Source organism: Pseudomonadota bacterium (assembly GCA_030859565.1).
GTDB lineage: Bacteria > Pseudomonadota > Gammaproteobacteria > JACCXJ01 > JACCXJ01 > USCg-Taylor.
This window is the reverse complement of sequence record JALZJW010000183.1, coordinates 1-5950: the sequence shown is the minus strand read 5'-3', so window position 1 is coordinate 5950 and position 5950 is coordinate 1. Positions and strand designations below refer to the sequence as shown.

Genomic DNA, 5950 nt, shown 5'->3' with positions numbered 1-5950 from the left:
GTCATGGGCCGATTCAAGCGCAGGGTCGTGCGCGCGACTACACCTTGCCCGGACCTTCCTCAACAACGGTCGAGGGGCGTGTCGGCGATGAGGTTACGGATGATGGCGCCCAGGTTCTCCCCCCGCTCGCAGCCGCGCCGGTACGCTGTTTCGACAATACGCCGGTCGTTGCCATTCGATCCGTTGGCCGCCTCGAACCCTAGGACCATGGGAACGTTTGCATCCTCCGGGCCGGCCGTATCCTCTTGCCGCGCTACAGGCGCATCCTGCATCTCTGGGTCCGCGGGTGCCATGAATTGCTCTTTGACGCTCATGAGATCCATAGTGATTACCTCCGGGTCTGTGGTAGTACTCTCGTATCTACTAGACAAACGACTCAGATGAACCGCCCTCTGAGTGCGAAGGACATTATCCTGCGAATGTATGACGGCCAAATGACATCGGCCGGCCGCTTTCCGTGAAGACGCTCCTCGATGCCGATGCCTCAATTACAAAGTGTAGCACCGCTATCGAGAAATCCTATTTGCGTTGCACAACGAGGTTTGATATGGCTGTGAGGTGGTGAATAAATCGTCGCGAGCAAGCCTGAGCGCAAGGAGCCGCGGAGCGAGCGATGAGACATATCAACTCGATAGGCGAGGAGCGAGCACGCGATGCAGCGATCGGGATGCGCAGTAGATTTATTCATGCTTTCTGGCGATGAGCACGGCATTGGTGCCACCGAAGGCAAAGGAATTCGACATCACCGTGGTAACGGCGACCTTCGTTCGAGCGCTATTCACGACATAATCGAGGTCACACTCGGGGTCCGGATGCGTGAGATTGATGGTCGGCGGTATGGCTTGGTATTTTAAGCTCATGATCGCGACAATTAATTCCATGGCCCCCGCCGCGCCTAAGAGATGCCCGTGCATGGATTTTGTCGAGCTAATCGGGATCTGATAGCCGCGGCGTCCGAACGCCTCCTTGATCGCGGCGGTCTCGACCGCGTCGTTTTGAAGCGTCGCCGTCCCATGGGCATTGATGTAATCAATTTCTTCCGGTCCCATCTTGGAGTCCTCCAAGGCGGACCGTAGCGCGTGCGCTTGCCCTGCGAGCGAGGGCCGGGTGATGTGGGCGACGTCGGTGGTCTGGCTATAGCCGACGAGCTCGGCATGGACCGGCGCAGCGCGGGATCGCGCCCGTTCCAGATCCTCCAGAACGACGACTGCCGCGCCTTCACCCAGCACCAGCCCGGTACGGTTCCTCGAGAACGGCTTGCAAGACGCCGCGGGATTTTCCGGGTCCTCCACGGCGAGCGTGCGCAATGCTTCCCAGGCCTTCATGGTGCCATAGGTCAGAGGCGCCTCGGCGCCGCCCGCGAGCGCGGTGTCAACATACCCCAGCGCGATCTGGCGATAGGCTTCCCCCACCGCCACAGCGGACGAGGAGCAAGCGGTCGAATACGTGAGACAGGGACCGATAAGCCCGTATTCGAGAGCGATCCACGCGGCGGGGGCATTATTCATCGTCATCACCACCGTGAAGGGCTGCAAACGCTTCGATCCCTCGCGATACAAAATCGCATACCCCGCATCGGTCGTTTCCGCGCCTCCCATGCCCGTGCCCAAATACACACCGCACCGGGGCTCGTCGCCGCCTTGGAAGACCAGCCCCGCATCGGTCACGGCCTGTGCCGCCGCGCTCAGGGCGAGCTGACTGACTCGATCCAGAATTTTCAAGCGGCCAGGAGGGAAAAACAGCGCGCCGTCAAAATCAACCTGCGCGCCGATGCGGATCGACAGCTTTTCGGCGAACGGCGTTTGCAGCCTCCCGATGCCAGACCTTCCCGCGAGCAGGTTTTTGAAGAACTCGTGCGGGTCATTTCCGAGCGGTGAGATCACCCCCAGCCCGGTAATGACCACCCTTCTCAAGGACCGCGTTCCTCGACAGTGGGTTGAACGTGCTGCTCTGAAACCAAACGATCGATGTAATCGACAACGTCCTGGAGGGTCTTCAGGGGCGCCTGGTCACGCGGCACGGTGATGTTGAATTCATCTTCGATGTTGAACAGCAGATCGATGGTGTCCATCGAGTCGAGCCCGAGCGCCTCGAGCGAGGCATCCGGCACGAGATCACCGTGTGTAGCTTCGTTGTGCTTAACCAGCAGCGCCTGTAAGCGCTCCAAGGTCGTCATTATCACGTCTCCGGGATTGATCCCCTAGCTCACTTCCAACAAGGCCCCGTGACAGCTAAACCCGGCACCAAACGAGGACATCCACCACCAACCGTTGGGCGCCGAATGCTTCAGGGCGGCGCTGAGCACGAAGTACACGAAGGCGCTGCTCAGGTTGCCGAATTCGCTCAATGCCTCCCGGCTATAGAGGATCGCCTCCTCGGGTAGCTCCAATCGTTCCTTTAGAGCCGCGAGCACATCGCGCCCGCCCGCGTGCCAAATCCAAGTGCTGATATTTTGCTTGTTCATACCGGAGCTTTCCAGTACGGTCCCCAATACCTGTTCCGCATAAGCCGCCGCTAGCTTTGGCACGGGCCGGGTCAGGATATTGCGTAGCATCCCCTGGCGCTGTTCAAAACGCAGATCGTCGCGCCGTTCGGGATCGGTAAGGGACGCGCTCGTTTTCCATTCGATGCGCCGGCGGCCCGGAGCGGCGGCATCGGAGAGCACCGCTGCGCCCGCCCCATCGCCGAACAAGCAACCGCTGATCAGCACCCCCGGATCGTTGTCGAGATAGATCGCCGCACTGCACACTTCGGCCGAGACGGCCAACACATTCCAGCACCGGCCGGCCGAAAGCAGCGCCTCCGCCATCATCCAATTGGGTAAGGCGGCGCCGCATCCCTGACCGACGAGATCGAACGCCAACGCGTTGCGCCGCAACCCAAGTCCCTCTATCAGATAACTCGTCAGGCCCGGACACAGGTATCCTGTACAGGTGCTTGCGATCACCGCATCGATCTCGGGGGCGCGCCGGCCGGCGTTCTCGAGCGCCTGGCGCGCCGCGGCGATCGCCAGCCGGGGAGCGTGATCGCGGAAGCGCCGATGCAGGGTGTCGGCATCGATCTCGAACACTTCGCGCAGGTTTTCCGGCGCAAGATGCCTGGTTGCGATCCCGTTATCGCCGAGCAAAACCTGCTCGATGAGAGCACAGGCTCGCCGGTCGAGCCGGGTAGCGAACGAGGAAAACTTAAACGCCTCCCAGCATTCGGCCTGCGTATAGCGCTGCGGAGGCACGGCGGTGCCGAGTCCAGTGACGAACATTACCATTAGTGGTTGTGTTTTTTAGGCATGATAGCTCAAGCGCGGGGCCGAGGCGTCACACCGCACGCATCGCAGGCCGATGATTCAATGCCTTCAGCAGCGGCGCCGCCAACCCGGGGATGCGCGCCAGGATGGAAAACGCCGCCCGTGTTAAGCCCGGCCGCCTGAGGATCCAGGCGGCGGCATGGCAAAGGACTCTGCGCCCGATCACGCGGCGATAGGAACATTCCCAGTCCGCGATCAGAGCGGGATCCCAGCGTCGGACGGCCAGGAGCGCTAACGGGACCACGGCTTCCGCCGAGGCCAACGCCCAGGCGATGCCCTCGCCGGTGAAGGGTTCCACGTAACCCGCGGCGTCGCCCAGGACGAACACGCGTTCAGAGGCGAGACACGGCGCCCGCACGGTCAAGCGCGCCGTTCCCCGCCAAGCATCCTCGGCGAGTGGGGGAATTGGCGGCCAACCCACCTCGTTCAGAATCGCCGCCGCCGCAGCCCCCGCCCCGCCCAGTGTGCGGACGAACCCCCGATCGAACGCCGCCGCCACATTCAGCCGTCCGTCCTCCACGCGCACCAACCCGACGTAGCCGCGCGCGCCGCAGGCCATGAAGATCACTCCGGACTCATAGAAAGCCGGCGCCGCCGCGACGATCACCCCGACCCCGACGCGCGAATCCTGTGCGACCCTCGGAGCAACTTTCACTGCCGCTCGGATCAAACGGCTACCGAGCCCGTCGGCGCATAACACCAACCGGCTCGACACGGCGCCGCATTGCGGGCCCTGCCGCAATTCGGCGGCCACCCCTGATTTTGTGCCCGCTCCTAAACATGCGACCGTGCCGGGCAGAAACTGCGCTCCCGCGCCGATGGCCGCTTGGATCAACGCCGCGTCAAACGCCTCGCGGCTGAGCGCAACCCCTCCCGGTACCGCGAGCGTCAGATCCCGGCCCCGGATCGCGGCATGAAAAGCCTTGATGGGTTCCGCTCCGCAACGCTCCACCAAGGCACCGAGGCCGGCCGCGTTCATTACCGCCAAGGCGCGTGGATTCAAGCAGGCGCCGCACACTTTGTAGCGCGGAAAAGCCGCCTTATCGACCAGCAACACCCGTAGCCCGTGCCGCGCCAATGCGTGCGCGGCGAACGCACCGGCCGGCCCCGCGCCGACGATGACCACATCCCATTCCCACGCGACCGCATCGGTGATCGCGAGCGTCCCTATCGTATCTCCCGGTTTCATGGGGTTAAAATTCGTAAGCGCCGGCTTACTCCAACCATTTATCGATCAGATCCGCCATCTCGCCGGTACGCATCGGGGGCTCCTCGGCATCAAACCAGCGTATGGATTGCGCCGCGATCACCTGAGTGATCTTCTCGCCACTCACCAAACCATGTTGGTCGTAACACTGGTCCGGACATTTTGCGAGCACGTTAAGAGCCGCGCCGAGCACTTTTTCCCGCGTGCTGGGCGCATTGTTTCTCGCAGGCAAGTTAGGTTCCCGGCAGAGGCTGTCTGGTGACGAGGCCGAGGATCCCGGAACCACGCGCTGGATGAATTGCATGAGCGCCTCGAAAGGTTCCGGGATCGGGACGCCCGAGGCGCGCGCCCACTGATAGAGATCGATCGGCGCACAACGCCAATCCTGTTCTGGGGGCTCAGGGTTGATTACTCGCGGCTTGCCTTCGGTAACGACCGATTCTCTCACGGACGCCCACAGCTCGTTCTCCGGCGTCTTGCATGCGCCGGAAGCTCGCAGTGTTTCCCACGCACCGGGCGCGATTCCAATAAGGAGCGGAATGCCTTCTGCCCGCAACGACCACTCCGGTTTATGCATCCAGCGCTCATAAAGCAATTGCGCCTGCATTCGAGGGCTCCGATCTGCCGAGTCGGAGGGTATCGCTTGCAACGGGGACTGTTGTAATATGCAGGTTACCAGCCGCCCAAAGCTTTCGGCGATTTCGTTTCGCTGTACCATAAGCACATCAGAGTTGGTTCGGGGTCAGAGTGAAAATCACTTGAAGTATGATACGCTATCCGCTGCTTAAAATAATCAGCAAAGAGACTTGCGCATGGCCCGTCTACCGCGGCTTTCGTTATCGTCGATCCCCCAGCACATCATCCAGCGGGGAATAATCGCCAAGCCTGCTTCTATGCGGAGGAGGATTACCGCTTCTACCTAGAATGCCTCGGCGAAGCGAACTCCAATGTTACGTCGCGGACCCCATACCCGAAAACTATGCGGTGCGATTCAGCGACTACGACTGGACGATCGCGAATTCGCGACGCCAAGACCGGCCCGCTGGAACTGCGAATGTTGACCTAAGAAGTAGTGGGCATTGGGGATCTAGGGCGCGTGCCTGTGCGATAGCGCGATCACGTGAGAGGCTGTCGCCGGAATCGTTGCTGTCGACGAACACGGCGAAGAGCCTGGACCACGCCCGAGCTCGCGCGGCATCTCAGTTCCTGGACCCAAGCCTCGAACGACGTCGCCCTCTTGATCGGCGGCGCGCGCCGCGCTCTATCTGAACTCCGAATCGCCCCGCCGCCAAGTGCTCCTCGGGCAGCTTGGCGTTGCATTCGTCACGATTTCCGCGGCCATCGACGAGACTTGGAATGGCTTCGAAACACCCGCATGCTACGTCGAGCGCCTGGCGCTCGAAAAAGCCCATGCCGGCTGGCGATCCATAGCCCAACGT

7 protein-coding genes and 1 pseudogene are annotated in these 5950 nt (G+C 61.8%); 2 read left to right on the top strand and 6 right to left on the bottom strand.

Features of this window, described 5'->3' with window-relative positions:
• Positions 1–59: 59 nt before the first annotated feature.
• The 6 genes from M3436_18615 to M3436_18590 form a co-directional block, all read right to left on the bottom strand.
• Complete coding sequence (locus M3436_18615; GenBank protein ID MDQ3566009.1) at positions 60–323, bottom strand: hypothetical protein; 264 nt, start codon at positions 321–323, stop codon at positions 60–62.
• Positions 324–680: 357 nt separating this feature from the next.
• Positions 681–1913: a beta-ketoacyl-[acyl-carrier-protein] synthase family protein gene (locus tag M3436_18610; GenBank protein MDQ3566008.1), complete on the bottom strand. Its 1233-nt coding sequence runs from the start codon at positions 1911–1913 to the stop codon at positions 681–683.
• Entirely contained in the window at positions 1910–2176 is a 267-nt protein-coding gene (locus M3436_18605) for a phosphopantetheine-binding protein (GenBank protein ID MDQ3566007.1), read from the bottom strand. Before M3436_18605 ends, M3436_18610 begins: the two co-directional genes overlap by 4 nt.
• Positions 2177–2200: 24 nt before the next feature.
• Complete coding sequence (locus M3436_18600; protein ID MDQ3566006.1) at positions 2201–3259, bottom strand: stilbene synthase; 1059 nt, start codon at positions 3257–3259, stop codon at positions 2201–2203.
• Between the two features lie 55 nt (positions 3260–3314).
• Positions 3315–4493 (bottom strand): FAD-dependent oxidoreductase, encoded by a 1179-nt coding sequence (locus M3436_18595; GenBank protein ID MDQ3566005.1) that lies wholly within the window; start codon positions 4491–4493, stop codon positions 3315–3317.
• 25 nt (positions 4494–4518) lie between these two features.
• The gene (locus M3436_18590; GenBank protein MDQ3566004.1) at positions 4519–5118 is read right to left on the bottom strand and encodes a hypothetical protein; all 600 of its coding nucleotides are present in this window, start codon (positions 5116–5118) and stop codon (positions 4519–4521) included.
• Positions 5119–5323: 205 nt separating this feature from the next.
• Between M3436_18590 and M3436_18585 the strand changes: the two are divergent.
• A pseudogene (locus M3436_18585) lies at positions 5324–5442 on the top strand (transposase).
• 361 nt (positions 5443–5803) lie between these two features.
• Positions 5804–5950, top strand: a 147-nt coding sequence (locus M3436_18580; protein MDQ3566003.1) for a hypothetical protein, incomplete at its 3' end; no start/stop codon positions are given.